This window comes from Novosphingobium rhizosphaerae (genome assembly GCF_050920675.1).
In the GTDB taxonomy this organism is placed as follows: domain Bacteria; phylum Pseudomonadota; class Alphaproteobacteria; order Sphingomonadales; family Sphingomonadaceae; genus Novosphingobium; species Novosphingobium rhizosphaerae.
The window spans coordinates 1,724,162-1,744,129 of record NZ_CP137861.1 but is presented as its reverse complement, the minus strand read 5'-3'; the positions used below and the strand labels follow the sequence as shown (position 1 = coordinate 1,744,129).

General features: G+C 68.5%; 9 protein-coding genes. 4 read left to right on the top strand and 5 right to left on the bottom strand.

Features of this window, described 5'->3' with window-relative positions; translation table 11 throughout:
• Positions 1-314: 314 nt before the first annotated feature.
• The 3 genes from acs (at position 315) to R9J51_RS07950 (ending at position 5,671) form a co-directional block, all read left to right on the top strand.
• Entirely contained in the window at positions 315-2,264 is a 1,950-nt protein-coding gene (gene acs, locus R9J51_RS07960) for an acetate--CoA ligase (RefSeq protein ID WP_179506349.1), read from the top strand.
• 607 nt (positions 2,265-2,871) lie between these two features.
• The gene (locus tag R9J51_RS07955) at positions 2,872-3,984 is read left to right on the top strand and encodes a carbohydrate porin (protein ID WP_218847424.1); all 1,113 of its coding nucleotides are present in this window, start codon (positions 2,872-2,874) and stop codon (positions 3,982-3,984) included.
• Positions 3,985-4,066: 82 nt separating this feature from the next.
• Positions 4,067-5,671 (top strand): carboxylesterase family protein, encoded by a 1,605-nt coding sequence (locus R9J51_RS07950; protein WP_179506347.1) that lies wholly within the window; start codon positions 4,067-4,069, stop codon positions 5,669-5,671.
• Here the strand turns inward: R9J51_RS07950 and R9J51_RS07945 are convergent.
• From R9J51_RS07945 to R9J51_RS07925, 5 genes are read right to left on the bottom strand one after another with little or no spacing between them, the layout of a single operon-like run.
• Positions 5,649-7,592, bottom strand: coding sequence for an alpha-L-fucosidase (locus R9J51_RS07945; protein ID WP_179506346.1), 1,944 nt, complete (start codon positions 7,590-7,592; stop codon positions 5,649-5,651). The genes R9J51_RS07950 and R9J51_RS07945 overlap by 23 nt on opposite strands.
• A 29-nt stretch (positions 7,593-7,621) precedes the next feature.
• Entirely contained in the window at positions 7,622-9,166 is a 1,545-nt protein-coding gene (locus R9J51_RS07940) for a glycoside hydrolase family 125 protein (RefSeq protein ID WP_432787934.1), read from the bottom strand.
• 20 nt (positions 9,167-9,186) lie between these two features.
• Complete coding sequence (locus tag R9J51_RS07935; protein WP_179506345.1) at positions 9,187-11,769, bottom strand: glycoside hydrolase family 3 C-terminal domain-containing protein; 2,583 nt, start codon at positions 11,767-11,769, stop codon at positions 9,187-9,189.
• Positions 11,769-14,372, bottom strand: coding sequence for a glycoside hydrolase family 2 protein (locus R9J51_RS07930; RefSeq protein WP_179506344.1), 2,604 nt, complete (start codon positions 14,370-14,372; stop codon positions 11,769-11,771). Before R9J51_RS07930 ends, R9J51_RS07935 begins: the two co-directional genes overlap by 1 nt.
• Complete coding sequence (locus R9J51_RS07925) at positions 14,369-16,750, bottom strand: family 20 glycosylhydrolase (protein ID WP_179506343.1); 2,382 nt, start codon at positions 16,748-16,750, stop codon at positions 14,369-14,371. The genes R9J51_RS07930 and R9J51_RS07925 overlap by 4 nt, the downstream gene beginning before the upstream one ends.
• Positions 16,751-16,973: 223 nt before the next feature.
• On the opposite strand from R9J51_RS07925, the gene galA reads away from it, so the two are divergent.
• Positions 16,974-19,952 (top strand): beta-galactosidase GalA, encoded by a 2,979-nt coding sequence (gene galA / locus R9J51_RS07920; RefSeq protein WP_432787933.1) that lies wholly within the window; start codon positions 16,974-16,976, stop codon positions 19,950-19,952.
• Positions 19,953-19,968 lie beyond the last annotated feature (16 nt).

Sequence of the window (19,968 nt, the reverse complement as noted above, 5' to 3'; positions counted from 1 at the left end):
GCCAGCAACCACAAGCCGCTGGTGCATTTTGTGCACGATGGGTGGCGAACACACACCTTCCATTTGGGAGTTGCATGCCGATTTGGTGGGCTGTGCTTGTGCCGCGGGGCCTCCCACGCAGATCGGCGCGGACGGGTGTTTCGCTGTTGCGACACATGGCCGAAACGGCGCGATGGACCGGCGCTGTGCCCCCTCGCACCGGCGCCATGGTAGACTTATATCCAACTGGCATAGAGACGTCCAAGCGGCTAGCGTAGCTCTCAAGCATCACGCCGGTCGCAACCGCCGCGACAATTATCGAGAGGGTTCCGCACATGGCCGAAGCCATCTATCCCGTTCCCGCCGACTGGGCCCAGACCGCCCTGATCGACGAGGCGCGCTATCTGGAAATGCACCGTCGGTCGGTGGAAGAACCCGATGCCTTCTGGGCGCAGGAAGCGCAGCGGATCGAGTGGATCAAGCCCTTCACCAAAGTGAAGAACACCAGCTTCCACGAGGAAGACTTCGGCATCCGCTGGTTCGAGGATGGCACGCTCAACCTTTCGGCCAATTGCCTCGATCGGCACCTGGCCACGCGTGGCGACGACGTGGCCATCCTGTGGGAGCCCGACAGCCCCGAGGACGCATCGCGCGCGATCACCTATCGCGAACTGCATGGCGATGTCTGCCGCCTGGCCAACCTGCTGAAAGCGCGCGGCGTGCAGCGCGGCGACCGGGTGACGATCTACCTGCCGATGGTGCCCGAAGCGGCCGTGGCCATGCTGGCCTGCGCGCGCATCGGCGCGATCCATTCGATCGTCTTTGCCGGGTTCTCTCCCGATGCCCTGGCCGGGCGAATCGAGGATTGCGACAGCCGCGTGGTCTTGACCGCCGACGAAGGCCTGCGCGGCGGCAAGCGCGTGCCGCTGAAGAAGAACGTGGACGAGGCGCTGACGCATTGCCCGGCGGTGGATACCGTGGTGGTGCTGGCGCGCACCGGCGCCGAAGTGCCGATGCAGGAAGGGCGCGATCTGCCCTGGGCTGCCAGCGTGGCAGAGCAGAGCGCGGATTGCCCGCCTGAGGAAATGAACGCGGAAGATCCGCTGTTCATCCTCTACACCTCCGGCTCCACCGGCAAGCCCAAGGGCGTGCTGCACACCACCGGCGGCTATGCCGTGTGGGCATCGATGACGCACCAATACGTGTTCGATTACCGGCCCGGCCAGATCTATTGGTGCGCGGCCGATATCGGCTGGGTCACCGGGCATTCCTATGTCGTCTATGGCCCGCTGGCCAATGGCGCCACCACGGTGATGTTCGAAGGCGTGCCCAACTTCCCCGATCCCAGCCGCTTCTGGCAGGTGGTGGACAAGTTCGGCGTGGAAATCTTTTATGGCGCCCCCACCGCGCTGCGCGCCTTGATGCGCGAGGGCGATGACTGGGTGCACAAGACTAGCCGCCAATCCTTGCGCCTGCTGGGCAGCGTGGGCGAGCCGATCAATCCCGAAGCCTGGGAATGGTATCACAAGGTGGTGGGCGAAGGCCGCTGCCCGATCGTGGACACCTGGTGGCAGACCGAAACCGGCGGCGCGATGATCACCCCCCTGCCCGGCGCCACCGCATTGAAGCCCGGTTCGGCGAGCAAGCCGATGTTCGGGGTGAAGCCCGCGCTGCTGGATAACGACGGCCAGGTGCTGGAAGGGGCAACCGATGGCTGCCTGGTGATCGGTGATAGCTGGCCGGGGCAGATGCGCACTGTCTGGGGCGATCACGAGCGCTTTTTCCAGACCTATTTCACCACGTTCAAGGGCTGGTACTTCACCGGGGATGGCTGCCGCCGCGATGAGGATGGCTATTACTGGATTACCGGCCGCATCGACGACGTGATCAACGTGTCGGGCCACCGCATGGGCACGGCCGAAATCGAAAGCGCGCTGGTGGCCCATGCCAAGGTGGCCGAAGCCGCCGTGGTGGGCATGCCCCACGCGATCAAGGGCCAGGGCATCTATGCCTATGTCACCTGCAACGCCGAAGTGGAGCCGGACGAGGCGCTGCGCCGCGAGCTGGTGGCCTGGGTGCGCCACGAGATCGGCCCGATCGCCACGCCCGACGTGATCCAGTTCGCGCCAGGCCTGCCCAAGACCCGTTCGGGCAAGATCATGCGCCGCATCCTGCGCAAGATCGCCGAGAATGACCTGGGCTCGCTGGGCGACACTTCGACCCTCGCGGATCCTTCGGTGGTGGACAATCTGATCGCCAATCGTCCGGTGCTGGCCACGGCCTGAACCGGGCGCTTTACGCCTGATGACGGGGCGGGCCTGCGGGTCCGCCCCTGTCGTTTGCACAGGGCCGCAAGCGCGGCGCCGACATCACGAGTCGTGTGACCGGCACAACGCGTCGCGGGCGCCGTGGCACCTGCGGTAAAGCGATGGATTTTGGGAGAAATCCGCCGATTTGGCGGCATGACAGGTTCGCCCGGCGCAGGGATTTTTTACGGCGTCCTCTCCCACCGCCGCGCCGGGCTTATCCTGTCTTATGCACTCTCATCATAGCGGCTCAAGCACGACGTGCCAGCCCAAAAGTGCATACCTATTCTTTGACAAGATCTGATGCAGTCCTGCAACACTCATGCCCGGTTCATCGCCTGTCCGCATGGCGAATTGCGGCAGATCATTGCCGGTAGCGGCGGCCACTTGCCGGTCAACGGCAGCTTAATGCCGCAATGCGCATTGGCGCGATGCGCGTTTCTGCGCAGGCCAGCGTCCATCCAGGCTTGGCCGGGCGCGGTGCACAGTGCCTGTCATGCATCGCTCCCCGTCCCTTGCGCGGCCCCCGTGCCGCCGGCGTTTTCGGCCCATGGCGCCATGGACCGCGTGCCTGGCATCGTGCCTGATGGCGGCCGCCCCGCAGCCCGTGCTGGCCGCTGACGAGCCACCGCCACGGCTGATCGGCCTGGGCGCAAGCTATGTGGCCGATGCCCTGGACGTGGCCGATGGCGGGCTGGCCCGGGGCGGCGGCGTGGCGGGGCGGGCCGATGCTTGGGTGGATGTGAACGGCGCAGCATTGGGCGCTTCGCGGCTGACGGCCCATGTCGATTTCATCGCGGTGCACGGGCCGATCTTTTCCGATCGCTGGGTGGGCGATTCGCAAGGCATCAGCAGCGTCCAGGCGCCCACCCGCCAGCACCTTTACGAAGCATGGGTGCGTTGGCAGGTGAGCGACAACGCTGCGCCACTGGCGATCGCGACCAAGGCCGGCCTGATCGACGTGAACACCGAATTCGACGTGCAGAGCGTGGCGGCGCTGTTCGTGCACGCCAGCCATGGCATCGGGCCGGAACTGGCGCAAAGCGGCCCCAACGGACCCGGCATCTTTCCCATGGCGGCCAGTGGCGCGATGATCACGGCCAGCACGGCGGGCAAGGTCACGCTGCGGATGGGCGCGTTCGATGGCCAGGCCGGCAGCATGGCCAACGACCGCCTGCCCGCCTTTCGCCTGCCCGGCACCACCGGCGCGCTGCTCATCGGCGAAGTGGAAGTGCCGCTGGGCGAAGGCGAAGTGCAGATGGGCCTGTGGCGCTATACCCGCCCTTCCGCGCGCGTGGACGACGAGGCGGCGCGCGCGGCATCGCAGGGCGGCTATGTGCTGGTAGAAGGACCGCTGGCGCCGCATTGGCACGGCTGGGTGCGATTTGGCCTGGCCGATGCGCGCACCAACCCGATCAGCGCCTATCTGGGCACCGGCCTGGTGCGCGAGGCAGGCCCCTGGCAACTGGGCGTGGCGATGGCCCATGCCCGCCTGGGCGCCCGCGCGCGCGCCACCATGCTGGCCGATCGCCAGGCACGAACCCATGAAACATCGATGGAGTTGACGGCGGCGCGGCCCGTCATGCCATGGCTGACGCTGCAACCTGAAATGCAATACGTGATCCATCCCGGCTGGGACCCCGATGTGCAATCCGCGCTGGTCTGGGGCCTGCGCATCAAGCTGGCCTGGTCGCGCTAGAAACGCCGCGATAGAGCACTGGAACGTTTCCGATCCTTTCGTGTAGGAAGCCCGAGACGGACGGGCAAAGGATCGCAAGCGGATGACCCTGATCACGCGGCGCGGCGCGCTGGGCGGCATGGCCGCCACGCTGGCGCTGCCCCAGGCCGCTTTGGCCGCGCGCGACAGCCTGCGCGCATCCACGCGCGCCGACAATTTGCGCGTATCCACGCGCACCGACAATTTGCGCGTATCCACGCGCGGGGGCGTGGTGCGCGGGCACCTGGCCGATAGCGTGCGCGTGTTCACCGGCATTCCCTATGGCACGGCGGCGCGCTTTGCCCCGCCCCGCCCTGCGCGGCCATGGACCGGGGAATGGGACGCCACGCGCCCGGCCCGCGCCGCGCCGCAGCCGCCCGGCATGGACCCCTTGCCCGCGATCCAGGCCGAAGACTGCCTGCAGCTCAACATCTGGGCGCCCGCCGCGCCGGGCCGTTATCCGGTCATGGTCTTCGTCCACGGCGGCAGCAACGAAACCGGGTGGAGCGGGTGGGAGGTAATCGCGGGTAACCGCTTTGCCGCCCATGGCGTGATCTGCGTGACGCTGAACTATCGCCTGGGGGCGCTGGGCTTTGTCGAACTGGGCCATGTGCTGGGCCGCGCCTATGCCGGCAGCGGCAACAACGGCTTGCGCGATCTGGTGCTGGGGCTGCGCTGGGTGAAGGACAATATCGCCGCGTTCGGGGGCAATCCCCGCGCGGTGACGCTGGCGGGCGAATCCTCGGGCGCGCGCAATGTCTGCGCGCTGCTGGGCCTGCCGGCGGCCGACGGGCTCTATGCCCGCGCGATGGTGTTCAGCGGGGGTGCGCAGACCGTGCACACCCCGGCCGAAGCCGCCGCCTTTGCCAATGGCGTGGTGGCACGGCTGGGCGGGGCAGACCGCTTGCTGGTGGCGCCCTTCCCCGCGTTGATCGAAGCGCAAGTGGCCGCGCGGCGCGGCTGGCCGCGCAACCTGCCGTTCCGCCCCACGGTGGATGGCGCTTTCCTGCCGCAGGTGCCGCTGGCGCGCGTGCTGGCCGGGCAAGCCCCGCGCGTGCCGCTGCTGGCCGGATCGAATGCCAACGAAAGCCGCCTGTTCCTGAGCGAAGCGCAAGCCGGCCGGCCGCTATGGTCGCAAAGCGTGTCGAACGAGACGATGGCGCGCATGGCCGCGCTCAACCGCGCCTATGCCCGCGCCTTTCCCGAATTCACCGATGCGCAGCGCCATTGGCGCCTGCTGACGGCCGAGGAATACGGCATCCCCACGCTGCGCCTGGCCGAGGCGCAGGCGGCGCGTGGCGCGCCGGTGTGGCGCTATCGCCTGGCCTGGCCCGCGCCGGGCGGGCCCTACAAGGGGCATAGCCCCCATGTGCTGGACCTGCCGCTGACGTTCGACCACGTGACGCTGCCATCCATGGCGCAGATGTTCGGCCTTTCTGGAGCAGACCAGCCGATTGCCACGGCCTGGCACGAGGCCATCCTCGCCTTCGTCCGGGGCGGCGCGCCGGCTTCGCCCGGCATGCCGGCCTGGCCGCGCTTCGACAGCGCCACCCGCGCGACCATGGTGTTCGACCGGGTCAGCGTGGTCGAGAACGATCCCGACGGCGCCGAGCGCCTGCTGTGGCTGCAGACGCCCGGCGAGCCGGTCAGCGCGGCAGGGCGGCGCTGAACCCGCCGATGCCGGCAATCGCCAGCACGGCGCGACCGGGCAGCGCCGGCTCGGCAAACGTGAGGCGCAAGTAGCGCGCCTGGACCGGAGCGGCAAAGCCGATGCGCTGGGTGGCAAGGGCATAGGCGATGTTGGAAAACTCACCCTCGCCCTGGTCCTGCCAGCTTTGCCCGTCGGCGCTGGTTGCCACGCGATAGCCGCGCGGCGGCGTGGCATCGGCCGCCAGATGGCGCGGCGGGGTGAGGCTGAACCCGCCCAGCGTGACCGCCCGGCCCAGATCGAGCGTCAGCGTGGCAGGATGGCCCGGCGTTGGCACGCCCTGCGTCCACAGCGTGGCGACATCGCCATCAAGCAGCGCCTCGGCACCCGGCGCGCTGGCATCGACCACGCGCCAGCCCAGGGTGCTCAGCACATCGCTGGCACGCGGGACAGGCGCTGCCACCGGGACCGGCGCCACGCTGTGGAACAGCGCGAATTCGCGGATCGCCGGGCAGGCCGGCGCATCGAGGATCACCAGCCGCACCCGGCGCGGCGCGATCGGCGCGGGCAGGCGCACCACGCGCTGCGCGCCGATGCAGTCCTTTTCGGCCAGGCGCTGCCACTGCCCCGCCACTTCGGCCTCGATGGCAAAGCGCGTGACGCGCACGCCGAGCGGCAGGTATTCGGCCAGGCGGACCAGATCGAACCGCGTTCCCGGCGCCAGATCGAGCGTGAGCGTGGGGGTGTGCACGCCATCGGGCGTGGACCAATAGGTTTCGCTGCGGCCATCGAGCACGGCGGCGGGGGCAAAGCGGCCCCCACGCACCGCGCTGGCATGGGCAACCGCGCCCTTGGCCAGATCGCGCGCCAAGGTGGCGCGCATGGCATCGCCGAACGATTGCAGCACCGCAACGTCGTGATCGGCCAGGCGCCCGCGCTGATCGGGCGGCAGGTTGAGATTGAGATTGGTGCCGCGCCCGACGGATTCATCGTAGAGCCGCACCAGCCGCTCCGGGCTTTTCACCTTGGTGTCTTCGTCGGGGTGATAGAACCAGCCGGGCCGGATCGACACGTCGGTTTCGGCCGGCCACCAGATTTCCCCGCCGCGCAACCCGGCATTGCCCACGTCCTGCTCATAAGGCTTGTTCGGCATCGTCGGCCAGCAGGGATCGCCGGCCACGCCATCCTCGTTGCCCACCCAGCGGATATCGGCGCCCAGCGGATCGAACGTGCAGGCATCGGGCTGCATCTGGTGGACCAGCGCGATGATCGAGGGCCAATTGTAATAGCGCGGGGCATCGATGTGCCGGGTTTCGCGCGCACCGCCGTAATAGCCATCACCGCCATTGGCGCCATCGAACCACACTTCGAACAGCGGGCCATAGCGGGTGCACAGCTCGGTCAATTGCGCGCGATAGTATTCGACATAGGCCGGGCGGCCATATTCGGCATGGTTGCGGTCCCACGGCGACAGGTAGAGGCCATAGGACAGACCGTGGCGGCGGCAGGCCTCGCCCATTTCGGCCACGATATCGCCCTTGCCGCCCTTGTAGGGGCTGTTGCGGATCGAATGCTCGGTCAACTGCGTCTGCCACAGGCAGAACCCGTCGTGGTGCTTGGCGGTGAGGATCACCCCGGTCATGCCGGCAGACTTGGCCGCCAGCACGATCTGGTCCGCGCTGAAATCGGTGGGGTTGAACCATTCGGGCTTTTCATCGCCATAACCCCATTCCTTGCCGGTGAAGGTGTTCATGGAGAAATGGACGAAGGCATACATGCCGCGCTGATGCCATTTCCACTGGCGCGGCGAAGGCGTGGCCCCCCACGGCGCGGGCGCGGCGGCAGCCGGGCCGGCAGCGAGCGCGGGAGCGGTGGCAAGCGTTGGGGCAACCGCGCCGGCGGCAGCCGAGCGCGACAGGAAGCGACGGCGGGAGAAGTCCATGGGGATTCCTTGGGAAAAGCGCGAAAGACTTACAGGGGATTGGCGAGAACGGCGGGCAGGCGATCGGCCAGGCCCACGATCATTTCGCCAAACAGGCCATTGGCCCAGGCAAACCAGCTGCGGGTGAACTGCGCGGGATTGTTGCTGTCCACCGCCTCGTGCATGAAGCCGGTGCCTGCGTCGCTATCGCGCAACTGGCGCAGCAGTGGCGCGATGACCGCCGGATCGCTGGACGAAAGCGCGCGCACGATCAGGCTCATCGGCCAGACCTGGCCCAGCCCCACGTGCGGCCCGCCGATCCCCTCGATCGCCGAACCCTTGAAGAAATAGGGATTGGCATCCGACCAGCAGGCCGCTGCGGTGGCCTGCCACAGCGGATCGTTGGCGGCCACGCAGCCGGTATAGGCCAGGCCCAGCAGCGAGGGCACGTTGGCATCATCCATGAACACGGCGTTGCCATAGCCATCGACTTCATAGGCCCAGACCTGCCGCCCATCGGGCAGCCGCATGGTGCCCCATTGCGCCAGGGCGGCAGCCACTTCAGCGGCCAGGGCGCGGGCATCGGCGGCCAGCTCTGCCGCGCCATCGACACCCTGGGCCGCGCCTTCGGCGACGAGCGCCATTTCGCGCAGCGTGGTCACGGCAAAGTGATTGGAGGGGATAAGGAACGGATAGATGCAGGCATCGTCCGACGGGCGAAACCCGCTGTGGATCAGCCCCACGGGCCGCGTGGGCGCGCCATAGCCATCGAGGCCCAGCGTTTCGGTGGGGCGGTCGCTGCTGCGGCGAAAGCTGTAGGGGCCGCGCCCGTCCTTGCGCTGCTGTTCGCGAAACGTGCGCACGATCGCGGCTTGGGCGGAAACCCAGATGCTGTCGAACGGGCTGGTATCGCCGCTGGCCTGCCAATAGCGAAAGGCCAGTCGCATGGTCCAGCACAGCGAGTCCACCTCCCACTTGCGCTCGGCGACGCCGGGCTTCATCTGCGTCTGGTCGTTCAGGGCCCAGGGCAGATTGGTCTTGGCCGTGGCATCGCGCATGAACGCGTTGGCATAGGGATCGAGCAGGATCGAGCGCGCCTGCCGCGCGATGGCGCCGCGAAACAGCGTGGCAAGGTGCGCATCCTTGCGCACCAGGTGGACATAAGGCAGCAATTGCGCGCTGCTGTCGCGCAGCCACATGCAGGGGATATCGCCGGTGATGACGAAGGCATCGACGCGGCCATCGACCAGACCCAGTTCCACCGTGGTATCAAGCGTGTTGGGATAGCAGGCGGCAAACATCGCACGCAGCTTGGGATCGGCGATCATCGCGGAAACGCGGGCGATCTCCGCCTCCACCGCCGGGCTGGCAAAGCGGCGTTGCAACTTGGGCGGGCGGGCCGCAGGGCCCGGGGCCGGGTTTGCCGGCGCCTGCGCCGCCGGGGTGGGCGGAGCGGCCACGGGCGGAATGGCCTGGGCCGCCACGGCCGCGCGCGCCGGTTCGCCCGCGACCAGGCCAGCCGTGGCTAGCGCCGCTGCACCCTTGACCAGCGAGCGCCGATCGAGCGCTGCGGGGGTGAGAGGGGCTTTGGTCACGTCTTGGCTCACCTTGGCCGTCACTTGGGCATCTCCTGCGCTTGGCCGGACAGGGTAAAGCTCACCCAGGTGCCCGGCCCGTCTTCGGGCTGGCCGTCGCCGATCCACGCCTTGTACGTGCCGGGAAGAACCCGGCGCGTGCCGCGGCGGTCCACCACCGCCAGGTTGCGCGGATCGAGCGTCAGCGTCACCGTCTGCATTGTGCCAGGGGCCAGGTTAACGCGGGCGAAACCGGCCAATTGGTGTTGCAGCACAGGCTCGGTAAAAACCGCTTCGTGCGCCACAGCCGGCGGCACGACATAGGCCTGGACCACGTCTTCCCCCGCCAGCGCGCCCACGTTTTGCAGGCGCACCGAGAGCGTGACCGGCGCGGCGGTATCGCCGGCCTTCACCGCCGGCGCGGAATAGGCAAAGCGGGTGTAGGACAGGCCATGGCCAAAGCCCCACAGGGGCTTGCCGGAGAAAAAGCGATAGGTCCGCTCTTTCATGCCATAGTCCACGAAGGCCGGCAGATCGGTGGTACGGCGATAGAACGTGACCGGCAGGCGCCCCGAAGGATTGCTGGCGCCAGCCAGGGTATCGGCCAGCGCGGTGCCGCCCGCCTGCCCCGGATACCACGCCACCACCACGGCATCGGCGAGTGCCGGGTCCATCGCCACGGCGCTGCCCGTGGCCAGCACGGCCACCACCGGCTTGCCCGTGGCGCGCAAGCGGGCCAGCAAGTCTGCCTGGGGACGGGGCAGTTCGATTTCCGAGCGGTCCCCGCCAACGAAGCCGGGCACCTGCACTTGCAAGGCTTCCCCTTCGAGATCGGGCGACAGGCCCAGCACCGCCACGATCACGTCGGCGTCCTTGGCCACGGCCAGGGCCTTGGCCTCTTCCGCGCCGGCAGGCGGCAGCCACAGCAGGCGCAGGCCTTCGTCGTCGCCATAGTGATCCAGCTCCAGCCGGATCGGCTGCGGCGTGCCATCGCTGTCGAGCGCGAATTCGACGCGGGCATTGCCCAGCGGGCCGGCATGAAGCGGCTTGCCGCCCAGCCACAGCGCCACGTCATCGTGGCGGTGGCAATCCTTCCAGCATTGCGGCGCGTCGATCGCCAGGCGCCAGGCGCCGGGGCCGGGTGGCACCAGCGTGCCCGTCCACCGTGCGGAAAAGCGCTGGGGATCAAGACCCTGGGGTGCAGCGCGGGTGAAATTGAAATCGATCCGGCGATCCTGCCGCGCCAAGACCAGCTTGCCGCCCGCATCGCGGTATTCGCCGGCCAGCCCCGGCTTGCCCCCGGCGGAAAGCGCGGTTTCGGGCAGGACCACCGGCGCGCCTTCGGCCAGGACGGAGCCTTGCGCATAGACCACGTGATCGGCGCCAAAGCGCGCACGCAGGCCATCGAGCGGCGTGACGGGCGCGGCGGCGGTGCCGTGGTAATTGCCTTCAAGCACAGCCAGGTCATCGGCATTGGCGCCGATCACCGCCAATTTCACGCCCGGCTTCAAGGGCAGCACCCCGCCCTCGTTCTGTACCAGGACCATCGCCTTGCGCGCGGCTTCCAGCGCCAGGGCGCGATGGTCGGGCGTGTCGACTTGCGCAGGCTTGATCCGCGCCCAGGGGTTGGGCTGGCCAAAGGCGATGCCGAGCCTGGCGCGCGCAGAGAGGGAGCGCACCAGTGCGCGGTCCACTTCGCCCTCGCTCACCAACCCGCGCCGCACGGCATCGGGCAGCGCGCCATAGGCGCTGCCGCAGTTGAAATCGGTGCCGCCCCTGATCGCCGCTGCCGAGGCTTCTGCCGCGTCGAAGGCATGATGGTGGAACTGCCAGATATTGCCGATGGCATCGCAATCCGACACCACGAACCCGGTAAAACCCCAGTCCTTGCGCACCCGCTGGTTGAGCAGGGCATCGTTGGCGCAGGCGGGCGTTCCCGCAATGGAATTGTAGGCGCACATCAAGGACAGGGCGTGGCCCTGCGTCACCGCCATGCGGAAGGCGGGCAGATAGGTCCATTCCAGGTCCTGCGGGCTGGGATCGACATCGAAGCTGTCACGCCCGGCTTCCGGCCCGGAATGGACGGCCAGGTGCTTGGCCGTGGCAATCACGCGGGGATGGGCCAGGTCCGGCCCCTGCAAGCCCTTGATGAAGCCCACCGCCAGGGTGCCCGTCAGCAGCGGGTCTTCGCCATAGGTTTCCTGCCCCCGGCCCCATCGCGGATCGCGGAAGATGTTGATGTTGGGCGACCAGATCGTCAGGCCCTGGTAGATGCGGCGGTCGGCGGCGACGGGATGGGCGTTGAACCGCGCGCGCGCCTCGGTGGAAATCACCGTGCCCACTTTCTCCATCAGCGCCGGGTCCCAGGTGGCGGCAAGGCCGATGGCCTGGGGGAACACCGTGGCCACGCCATTGCGCGCCAGGCCGTGCAGCCCTTCGTTCCACCAGTCATAGGCCGGCAAGCCCAGGCCCGGATCGGCGGGCGCCGTGTTTTGCAACTGGGCGGCCTTGCGCTCCAGGCTCACGCCCTTGAGCGCGGCGGCGACTTTTTCCTCCACCGGATCGGCGTGCGCCGCCGTCGAAAGGGCAAGGCAAAGCGCGGTGGACACAAGCAACGAACGCATCAGTGGCTCCCGGCCAGGGTGCGCAGCACCAGGGCGCGGCGCAGGGCGGCATCGGGTGCCGCGCTGGTGATGGACAGAGTGCGGCTTTCGCCGGGCAGCAGGTCGAACCCGTTGTCGTCGGCCGCCGCATCGAGCGTGCCGAAATCGAGCATGACCGCGCGCGCCAGGTTGCGCGCGGTCAGCGTGACCTGGCGCCCGTGCCAGGCCATGGACAGGCCCGGATCGGGGTAGGCCATGGCCTTGGGCAAGGCGCGTTCCACGATCTGGCGGCTGACCAAGCTGCCGCCGATGGACAGTTCGGCCACGGCATAGGACGTCGTCGGCGCCGCCGCGCCGAAGACTTTCGCGTCGTCCACCTGCGCGGCCTCGGTCACGCCATTGGCCGCCAGGGTCACATCGCCTTCCGCGCGGCCCAGCAGGGCGCCGTCCATGCCGCGACCGGTCAGCCGCCACTGCGCGGCGAGCGGCGCCTGCGCGTCGGACACGAAGGCCACGCGCGTCGTGCCGCCCTTATGCTCGGCCACCAAGGCCTGGGGCGCGAAGAACCGCCGCGCGGCATAATGCAGCAGCTTCCACCGCCCGGCATGGTCGATGCTCGACCACGAGATCGCCGGCCAGACATCGTTGAGCTGCCAATAGAGCGAACCCATCGTCACCGGGGCGCAGGCGCGATGGTGGCGCGCGGCCATGTCGATTGCCTGCATCTGGTTGACCTGGGTGAGATAGGCAAAGTCCGCCAGCCGCGCCGGGCCAGTGCCCTGCGCCGGCCGCAACCGCGCATCGAGATAGAAAGCCAAGCGGCTGTTGCCTTCGCCGGCCAGGAATTTCTGGTGCGCCTTCAGCACCGGGCTTTGTGGGTCGGAGACTTTCGGCCCGGCAAATTCGGCAATCGTCGCCATGCCCGGCATGGCCTGGAACCCATATTCCGACATGAAGCGCGGGCAGGTGTCCAGGTAGTTCTCCACCGGCTTGGAGCCGGACCATACATCCCAGAAATGGCGATCGCCCGCCGCATCGGTATCGACCGGGCCTTCATAGTCGGTCGATGGCGAACCCGGCCAATAGGGTGTCTGCGGGCTATGCGCCGCAACGGCATCGCGCAGCACGCGGTCGAACAGCACGGTCATGCTGGTGGCGATGCGTTCCTGCTCGTCAGGCCCCACGGCTTTCTTGAAGTCCTTGCGGTCCGACCAGTTGGCCCAGCCCGAGAGCACTTCGTTGCCGCCGGTCCACACCACGATGGAGGGATGGCTGGAAAGGCGCGCCACCTGCTCGTCCGCCTCGGCCGCCACGCTGGCGCGATAGGCCGCGTCTGGCGGAGGCACGGCGCCGCCGAACATGAAATCCTGCCAGATCATCAGGCCCAGACGATCGGCGCTGTCATAGAAAGCATCGTCCAGATACGTGCCGCCGCCCCACACGCGGATCATGTTCATGTTGGCCGCCCTGGCATCGGCCAGCATGCGGTCCATCGTGGCGGCGGTTACGCGCGAGGGGAAGCTGTCGAACGGGATCAGGTTGGCGCCCTTGGCAAAGACCGGCACGCCGTTGACCTTGAAGCCGAAGGCGCCGTTGCCCCAGATCAGTTCGACGGTGCGCAGGCCCAGGGTGCGGCTGGCCGCCTGCCCGGCCCCGGCGCCATCGACAATCCGCGCGGCCACCTTGTAGAGCGGCTGCGCGCCCAGGCCCACCGGCCACCAGCGTTGCGGCGCGGGAATCGTGACCGGCACCGTCACCACATTGTGGCCCGGATCGACCGTGACCTTGCGCGTGACCGGCGGCAACGCGGTGCCATCGGGCGCAGTGACCACCAGTTCCACCGTGAGCGGCGCGGGGCTGTCTGCCTCCACCGCCAGCCGCGCGGTCAGCCGCGCTTCCCGGTCGCCCAGCGCATCCTGCTGCACGTCCAGCGTCGCCAACCGCGCGCCGTCCCAGCCGTCCAGCCGCACCCCGTGCCACAGGCCGATATTGACGATACGCGGCCCCCAATCCCAGCCGTACTGATACTTCGGCTTGCGGATATAGGGCGAGGTCTGCACGCCCTTGGGCTCGTCGCCAAAGGCGGAATCGTATTCGCCGGGGAGCGGATGGGCTTCCTTCAGCACCATCGGCTGCAAGGCGCGGATGGGCGAGGCAAAGCGCACCACGATCTCGTTCGCCCCGGCGTGGAGCAAGTTGCGCACCGGCACGCGCCAGCTGCGATGGGCGTTGTCGGCCTTGAGCACGTCCCGACCGTTGACGCTGACCGTGGCGAACGTGTCGATCCCGTCGAACACCAGGTCGAGATGGCCGTGCGCCAGCATGGCCGGCGTCACATCGAGCGTGCGGCGCATATCCCAGGCGGAAAGGCCGGCCCACTGGATCGCGGCTTCGTTGGTGCCGATGAACGGATCGGGCACGCGGTGCTGTTCCACCAGCGCCTGCTGGACGGTGCCGGGCACCGGCACGGCAAACCATTGCGCCTCGCGCGGGTGGGTCTTGGCCGCCGCATCCTCTGGCGCAATGCGCGCCTGCCAGCCGGCATCGAGCGACAACGCCTCGGGCGCGGCCAGCGCGGGCGCCGAAACCGTGGCGAGCGCGAGAGCAGCAATCAGTCGGTTCATTGCGCCCACTTCACCTGCTCCACGGTGTAGAACGGGCCGGCGGTCGATGCGGTGAACTGGAAGCACACGTCGCTTTCATCGGCCAGGCCCAGTTGCGGCAGCGTGGCGCTGAGCGAAAACTGCTGCGGCGTCTTGGCCGGATCGGGCAGCGGCCAGGTGGCCAGGACTTTGGCGCCGGGCATGGGATCATGCTCCTTGGTGCGATCGTCGGCCGCCTTTTCCGCCGCGCGGCACCCGGCCGAGACCACCAGTTCGCCAAAGGGGCTGGTGGCATAGCGCGCGATCACCGCGTGCTGGTCATGCGCCAGGCCATAATTGCGCGGCAGCCGCGCCACTTGCACCGTGATCGCCTTGGCATGGGCCAGCGGCGCGTGATCATCGGCCATGCAGGCATCGAAGATGTTGACGTTGTAGGCCGGGCCATTGGCCGTGGCATCGGCATTCAAGGGCACGCGCAGGCCCAGCGCGCCGCGCGGGCAGGCCGAAAGCGCGCTGTTGGCGGTGGTCAGCAGCGCGTCACGCGTCACGTCGAACCGGCGCGGGGCGGAAAGGACCACGCCATCGGGCGCGAAATCGGCGGCGGTTATCACCGTGCCCGGCGCCACTTGCAGCGGCGTGGCATAGATGCGCGAACGCGCGGTGGGCGCCTTGCCATCGAGCGTATAGCGGATCGTGCCATAAGGCGCCTGCGTGGCCAGCGCCACGGTCAGCCGCCTGGCATCGAGCGCGGCCCCACGCGGCTGCGCAATCTTGAAATCCACCGCCAGCGCGCTGTCGGCCACTTCCAGCCCGCCGGCCCGCCAGCGCCGCATCTGCGGATCGAGCCGGGCGAGGAAATCCTTGTAATCCTTGGGCCGCGCCGGATCGCTCCACACGCTTTCGGCCAAGGCGCCGATGCGCGGGAAGATCTTGTGCTGCACTTGCCAGGGGGTGACGAGATATTCGGCCCAGGCATTGGCCTGCGCGCCCAGCACGTGGCCTGCCTTGTCCGCGCCGATGCCTTTGGGCATCGGGTCATAGCGATAGACCGCTTCCAGCGTCTGGATCGCGATGCGCCCCGGCGGCGCGTCGCCCCGATCGGACTGCAGATTGTCGAGATAGAGATTGGGCGCCGGGCTCAAGACCACATCGTGCCCGGCGTTGGCCGCATCGACCGCGCCGGCCTCGCCCCGCCAGCTCATCACCGAGGCCGAGGGCGGCAGCCCGCCTTCGAGGATTTCGTCCCAGCCGATCAGGCGGCGGCCATGCTGCGCGAGGTATCCGCCAAGCTGGTCGATCATCCAGCTCTGCAGGCCGTTTTCGGTCTTGATGCCGAGGTCGCGCATCTGCGCCTGCACTTGGGCCGCACGCTCCCACTGGTCCTTCACCGCCTCGTCCCCACCCAGGTGGATATAGGTGGACGGGAATACGGCCATCAATTCATCGAGCACGTCTGTGACGAAAGCCATGCCTTGCGGGCCTGGGTTGAACAGGTACGGGTTCACGCCCCAGTCACCCGAAACCGGCGGAGTGCCGCCCAGCACGCCCAGATCGGGATAGGCCGCCACCAACGCCTGGGCATGGCCGGGCAGGTCGATTTCCGGCACGATCGTAATCCCGCGCGCGGCGGCATAGGCGACCAGCGCGCGCAATTCATCCTGGGTGTAGAACCCGCCGCTGCGCGGGCCGGGCCCCTGGCCGGTCTCGGGCTCGGTGCGCCAGGCGCCCACTTGCGTCAGGCGCGGATACTTCTTCACTTCGAACCGCCAGCCCTGGTCATCGGTCAGGTGCAGGTGCAGCACGTTGAGCTTCACTGCCACCATCCCGTCGATCACCGCGCGGATCGAATCGAGCGGCTGGAAATGGCGCGCCGTGTCGATCATCAGCCCACGCCAGGCAAAGCGCGGTGCATCGCTGAGCGTGACGGCAGGAACACGCACCATGCCGTTGCCCGGTGCGCCGGCAAGCTGTTCCAAGCTCATCGCGCCATAGAGCAGGCCGTGATCGCCCGCGGCAGTGATCACCGCGCTGCCCGGCGTCACGGCCAGGGTATAGGCTTCATCGCCGCCCTTGCCGGCGGCGGCCCGCGCGAAACGCACGGTGCCGGAATCGCCTTCCACCACCCGCAACGACAGGCCGTGCTGGGCCGCCAGCCGCGCCGCAAGCAGCGTGGCGACGGCCTTGGCCGCGGCATCGCCCACCGGCACGGCCAAGGTGGCGCCATCGGCGAGCAGCAGGGCGCCCTTGCCCGGCGCCACCTGGGCGGGCCAGGGCACCAGCGGCAGGACGGGCGCGGCGGCGGCGGATGAGGCGGCCGCCACCAGGCCAGCCGCGACAACCACAGCGGCGCGCCGCTGCCAACCGTGCCTGCGAGCCTTGCCGTCCAAGCGTGCCACCATGTCTTTGTCCCTTGCCTTCGCCCGCATGTTCATCTCGGCCGAGAGGTAACCAAAATATATCCAATACGACAACAGGTATTGTGCAGCGCATGGCAAAAAATCCGCCCAGCAAAGCACACATCGCCTGATCCAGCGCATTCGCCCCATGTCGGGCGTTGCCGGAAATACATTACCAATGTAAATCCTGTTCCACCCTTGCCGCCAAACCCGGGACTCCGCCGCCATGCCGCCAGCCGATTGTGCCCTGCCATCCCGCCGCACCCTGCTGAAAGGGGTGGCGGGCTGGGCCATGGTGCAGGGCCTGGGCTGGGTTGCGCCGGGCCAGGCAAAGCCGGCACGCCCCTTTGCGGCAGACACCGCCTGGGGCCTGCTGCCGCCCACCGCCACCCTGCCCGGCGGCCTGCGCATGCCCGCGCCCCTGCCCGGCGCCGCGCCACGCCTGCCGGTGGGTGAGCCGGGGCGCCTGTCGCTCGATCAAGGCTGGCTGTTTCACCTGGGCGATATTCCCTTTCCCGAACCGGCCGATCACAACGCCACCTATCTTTCCGTCAAGGCCGGCAACGCGAGCGGCGCGGCCGCGCTCGATTTCGATGCATCCGACTGGCAGAGCGTCACTCTGCCGCACGATTGGGCCAGCGCACAACCGTTTGATCGTACGGCCAATGTTTCACAAGGTTATCGCGCGCGCGGGATCGGCTGGTATCGCCGCCTCGTGCGGCTGGACCCGGCGCTGGAGGGCCAAAAACTCGAACTGCGCTTTGATGGCATCGCCAGCCATGCCACGGTCTGGGTCAACGGCAGCGAAGTGGCGCATTCGTGGTCGGGCTATACCGGCGTCACCATCGATCTCACCCCGTTTGCCCGCTATGGCGACGATCTCAACTGGATCGCGGTGCGCGCCGATGCCACCGTGCGCGAAGGCTGGTGGTATGAAGGCGCCGGGATCTATCGCCATGCCTGGCTGGTGGTGCGCCCACCGCTGCATATCGCCGCCGATGGCGTGCATGGCCATCCGGTGCAGGCGGCCGACGGCACCTGGCAGGTGCCCATAACCGTCACGCTGGGAAACCTTGCCGATGCCCCGGCCGGCGCCAGGGTGCGCGCCATGGTGCGCGATGCGCAGGGCCGCCTGCTGTGCCAGGGCACGGCGAGCGCGCAAGTGGCCGGCCTGGACCAGGCCGAAGCGAGCATGGTGCTGACGCCACGGGGCGCGCCCGCGCTGTGGTCTCCCGATGATCCGGTGCTGCACGATCTGGTGGTGGAACTGGAACGCGAAGGCCCAGCGACGGGCCAGGTGATCGACCGCCGCACCGTGGCGATCGGCTTTCGCCAGATCCGCTTCGATCCCGCGCGCGGCATGGTCCTCAATGGCGTGGCCACCAAGATCAAGGGCGTGTGCCTGCATCAGGACCACGCCGGGGTGGGCGTTGCCGTGCCCGATTCCGTGGTGCTGTGGCGGTTGCAGCGCTTGAAGCAACTGGGCTGCAACGCCATCCGCATGACGCATGGCGCCTGCTCTGCCGAAGTGATGGACTGGTGCGATCGGCTGGGCTTCCTGGTCATGGCCGAAAACCGCCTGTTCAACCCCGCGCCCGACTATTTGGCGCAGCTGGAATGGCTGGTGCGCCGCGATCGCAACCACCCATGCGTGTTTGCCTGGTCGGTGTTCAACGAAGAACCGATGCAGGGCACCCATGCCGGCAAGGAAATGGTGCGCCGCCTGCGCGCGGCCGTGCGCCGGCTCGATCCGGCCCGCCCGGTGACCGCGGCGATGAGCGGCGGGTTTTTCAATCCCGAGAACGTCGGCCAGGCGGTCGATCTCATGGGCTTCAACTATTACCAGGGCGATTACGATCGCTATCACGCGCTGCATCCCGATCAGCCCATGCTGAGCAGCGAAGACACCAGCGCCTATGGCACGCGTGGGGCGTTCACCAGCGCGCCCGACGCCCACGTGATCACGTCGCTGGACAAGGAAGCGGCAGGCTGGGGCGCCACGCATCGCCAGTCGTGGCAGGCCATCGCCAGCCGCCCGTTCGTGGCGGGCGGGTTCGTCTGGACGGGCCTTGACTACCATGGCGAACCCACGCCCTATGCCTGGCCCAGCGTGGGCAGCTTCTTTGGCATCATGGACTTGTGCGGGTTTCCCAAGACCGCGTTCGGCATCCGCCAGGCGCAGTGGCTGGATACAGCGCCGATGGTGTGGATCGATCCGCACTGGACCTGGCCCGGCCGCGAAGGGCAACCGATCGAAATCTTCGCCGTGACCAACGCGCCCGCACTGGAATTGCGCCTCAACGGCAAGACCGTGGCGCGGGTGGACAAGGCGGACCGGATCATGGGCCACACGTTCCACATCCCCTATCAGCCCGGCCGGATCGAAGCGCTGGCCCTTGATGGCGGCCGCGTGGTGGCGCGCATGGCGCACGAAACCACGGGCCGCGCCGTGGCCCTGCGGCTGACCCCGGCGCGCACGGCATTGGCGCGCGATGGGGCGGATGCCATGGCGATCACCATCGATGCGATCGATGCCGGTGGCCGCCATGTGCCCGTGGCGCAACATGGCATCGGCCTGTCCATACGCGGCGGCGCGATCATCGGGTTGGGCAATGGCGATCCCAACAGCCACGAAAGCGAGAAAGGCACCCAGCGCAGCCTGTTCAACGGCCTGGCCCAGGCGATCGTGCAGGGCGATGCCGGCCTGGTGCCATTGGTGTTGGAAGCGCACACGCCCGGCCTCACCCCCGCCCGGCTCACTTTGCCGCGCGAGGCGCGCGCCGCGCCACCCGCCGTGGCGGCAGAGGCACCGCGCCAGCGCGTGGAACGCTGGCTGCGTTCGCCCCGGCTGCCCGCGCGGCCCGATGCCACCCTGGCCCCGGCGGCGGGCGACAACAATTCGTGGGACACCGTGGGCACGCCAGCCATGGAAAGTGGCCCGGCGGGCTGGCGCAGCTATCGCACCACAATCACGCCATGGCGCGCAGTGGCGGCGCATGGCGGGCAATTGCGCTTTGCCGGGCTGGCCGGGGCAGCGGAAATCTGGCTGGATGGCACGCTGCTGGCGCGCAAGACCGATCCCGCGCCCGCGGCGCTGGCCGTGACGGTACCGCCGGGCAACAAGCCGCGCGAACTCGTGGTGTTGATCCAGGCAGAGACCGGCCGCCCTGCCGGCCTGACCGGCAGCGTGGATCTTGCCCCGTAAGACAAGCAATCGGCAC

Coding starts and splice junctions, on each gene's coding strand:
- R9J51_RS07950 (WP_179506347.1), top strand. CDS start 4,067: ATGACCCTGATCACGCGGCGCGGCGCGCTGGGCGGCATGGCCGCCACG.
- galA (WP_432787933.1), top strand. CDS start 16,974: ATGCCGCCAGCCGATTGTGCCCTGCCATCCCGCCGCACCCTGCTGAAA.
- R9J51_RS07945 (WP_179506346.1), bottom strand. CDS start 7,592: ATGGACTTCTCCCGCCGTCGCTTCCTGTCGCGCTCGGCTGCCGCCGGC.
- R9J51_RS07955 (WP_218847424.1), top strand. CDS start 2,872: ATGGCGGCCGCCCCGCAGCCCGTGCTGGCCGCTGACGAGCCACCGCCA.
- R9J51_RS07935 (WP_179506345.1), bottom strand. CDS start 11,769: ATGCGTTCGTTGCTTGTGTCCACCGCGCTTTGCCTTGCCCTTTCGACG.
- R9J51_RS07925 (WP_179506343.1), bottom strand. CDS start 16,750: ATGGTGGCACGCTTGGACGGCAAGGCTCGCAGGCACGGTTGGCAGCGG.
- acs (WP_179506349.1), top strand. CDS start 315: ATGGCCGAAGCCATCTATCCCGTTCCCGCCGACTGGGCCCAGACCGCC.
- R9J51_RS07930 (WP_179506344.1), bottom strand. CDS start 14,372: ATGAACCGACTGATTGCTGCTCTCGCGCTCGCCACGGTTTCGGCGCCC.